This window comes from Sporosarcina ureae (assembly GCF_029267015.1).
Classification (GTDB): Bacteria; Bacillota; Bacilli; order Bacillales_A; family Planococcaceae; genus Sporosarcina; species Sporosarcina ureae_D.
Genome location: NZ_JARIEA010000002.1, coordinates 1 through 2,443, shown reverse-complemented (window position 1 = coordinate 2,443; position 2,443 = coordinate 1). Strand labels below are relative to the sequence as shown.

Annotated in this window: 3 protein-coding genes and 1 pseudogene; 2 read left to right on the top strand and 2 right to left on the bottom strand. The window is 43.0% G+C overall.

The window, feature by feature from the left end:
- Together Q7P97_RS00395 and Q7P97_RS00390 are read right to left on the bottom strand one after the other, a co-directional pair.
- Window positions 1-258, bottom strand: a pseudogene (locus Q7P97_RS00395) (bifunctional folylpolyglutamate synthase/dihydrofolate synthase); the annotation flags it as partial.
- Window positions 207-659, bottom strand: a complete 453-nt coding sequence (locus Q7P97_RS00390) for a folylpolyglutamate synthase/dihydrofolate synthase family protein (RefSeq protein ID WP_303964924.1) — start codon at window positions 657-659, stop codon at window positions 207-209. The pseudogene Q7P97_RS00395 and the gene Q7P97_RS00390, both read right to left, overlap by 52 nt.
- Before the next feature lie 59 nt (window positions 660-718).
- Between Q7P97_RS00390 and Q7P97_RS00385 the strand changes: the two genes are divergently transcribed.
- Window positions 719-1,585: an ATP-grasp domain-containing protein gene (locus Q7P97_RS00385; RefSeq protein ID WP_303964921.1), complete on the top strand. Its 867-nt coding sequence runs from the start codon at window positions 719-721 to the stop codon at window positions 1,583-1,585.
- Window positions 1,582-2,367, top strand: a complete 786-nt coding sequence (locus Q7P97_RS00380; RefSeq protein ID WP_303964918.1) for an ATP-grasp domain-containing protein — start codon at window positions 1,582-1,584, stop codon at window positions 2,365-2,367. Before Q7P97_RS00385 ends, Q7P97_RS00380 begins: the two co-directional genes overlap by 4 nt.
- Window positions 2,368-2,443 lie beyond the last annotated feature (76 nt).

Here is a 2,443-nt window from a genome sequence, read left to right as displayed (position 1 = left end):
TTCTTCTCCATATGACCGCACCAAACTTTTACACTTCTTCACTTCTGCCAGCACAACTTCTTTCGCGTCTTCTGGCAACTCCCCTATGACTACAGGAATATATGGTTTAATGATGCCCGCTTTGTGTGCTGCAATTTTCTTTACGCTGTCTCCAAGAAATCCCGTATGGTCGAGTGCAATTGACGTGATGACCGATACTAGAGGCGTCACGACATTCGTGCTGTCGAGTCTTCCGCCCATGCCTGTTTCAAGCAACACGTAGTCAGGTCCTGCGTTACGAAACGCCAAAAAGCGGCCACTGTCAATAATTCAAAGTCCGTCAGCATGCCACTCAATCCTGCTGCTTCCATTTCCTCAAACACATACTCGAGCTCTTCTTGTGTAATCGGTTTTCCATTAATGCGAATCTGATCATGTACATCCAGTATGGCCGGTGAAGAAAATACGCCCGTTTCAAATCCATGTGCTTGCAGGACCGCTTCCATGACCGCAATCGTTGAACCTTTACCGTTCGTACCTGCCACATGAATAATCCGTAGCCCTTTCTCGGGATTCAATACACATGCCAATGCCTCTTCTATCGCGTCTAACCCTGGTTTAATTGAATCATCACTCATAAATTCAAATTGTTCTTTATATTCGTCAAGTTTTGGAATCAAAGAAATGCCTCCTGTGCTAAAATTAAGTTATATACAGTATAGCAAAGGTGGCGTCCCGATTGAAAAGTTGTTGGGTTATTTATAATGGTAGTTTGACGAGTGATAAATTCGAGGATCAGGCACGACTTGTGCAAGAAGCGGCAGAACGTGCAGGTGTGACAGCGAAAATCTTGAAAAATTATGAAGTACTTATGGATGTGGAGAACCACATTGCAAATGCACCTGATTTCGTTGTGTTTCTTGATAAAGATACATTGCTTGCGACACATTTGAAAAATGCGGGTATTCCCGTCTTCAATGATCCTGAAGTCATTGAGACATGTGATAATAAAGCGAAGCAGTATTTGGAGTTAGCGAAGCATGGTGTTGCGATGCCTAAGACGATTATCGCACCGAAAGTCTATCCGAATTTCACGATTGCAGATAGTGGGTATTACGAGCATGTTCTTGAGACGCTTGGCTTGCCGATGATTATTAAAGAAGGTCATGGTTCATTCGGTATGAAAGTCTATTTGATTGAGACAAAAGATGCGTTTGACGAGAAAGTTCATGAACTACGCGGTGTCGATTATGTATTCCAGGAATTTATTGAAAGCAGTCGAGGACGGGATCTCCGCGTCAATATCGTTGGCGATCAGATCATTGCAGCTATGTATCGTCACTCGGAGACAGATTTCCGAGCGAATATTACGAACGGCGGTGTGGCTGAAGTTGTAGAATTGACGACCGTACAGGAAACCCTTGCGATGGAAGCTGCAAAAGCAGTGGGTGCTGAATTCGCGGGCGTCGATCTGTTATTCGGTCCGGATGAACAGCCTTTAGTCTGCGAAGTCAATGGCGCGGCACATATTCGTAATCTCTTGAACGTTACTGGCATCAACGTAGCTGATGCGATGATCGCGTACATATTGGAGAAGATTAAATGAAAGGCGCCGTCTACTATAATGATGAGGAAGCAAAACGAAATCATGCGTTTATCGAAGACTTATTGAAAGAAGCGAATAACATTGGTATTGAATTAAAACTGATAACAAAGCCGCCTATAGAACCGCTCAATTTCATTTTATTCCGCGACCGTCATCCTGATTTGTCTTTAAAATTAGAGCAAGCCGGCTATCGCATGTTCAACCGTGCGAGTGTGCAAAAGATCGCCAATGATAAATTGCGTACATTTGAGCTCGCAACTTTGCTTGGTATTCCAGCAGTTCCCACATTCAGAGCGGATCGACTTCCACTATTACCCTTCATATTGAAAACTCGTGGAGGTCATGGTGGAAGTGAAGTGTTTTTATGCGAGTCAACGCAACAAGTTGAAGATGTGGTGAATCAGTTTAATTCTGACGAGCTAATCGTGCAGCCCTTCATTGAATCCAATGCAACTGACGTACGTGTATTTATACTCGGCAAAGAAGTTCTTGGAGCTGTGAAACGAACAGGTGCAAAGGATTCATTCAAATCTAATTACACATTAGGCGGTACAATCGAAAAGTTTACTTTGAACGATTCTCAAACGAAACAAGTCCAAAAGATTTCCCAGGCAATTTCAAGCGATTATATCGGTATTGATTTCATACTTCCAACTGAAGGCGGTTGGTTGTTGAATGAAATAGAGGATCCTGTCGGTGCACGATCTCTTTATCAAACGCATGACTTCTCGGTCGCAAAGAAATTACTCGACTATATTAGTAAACAACTGGGTGATACATGATGATACGAAAACGCTATACGAATTTAGATGATGTAGACACACATAAGACTCTCCGCGATATGATTCGCTGGCAGAA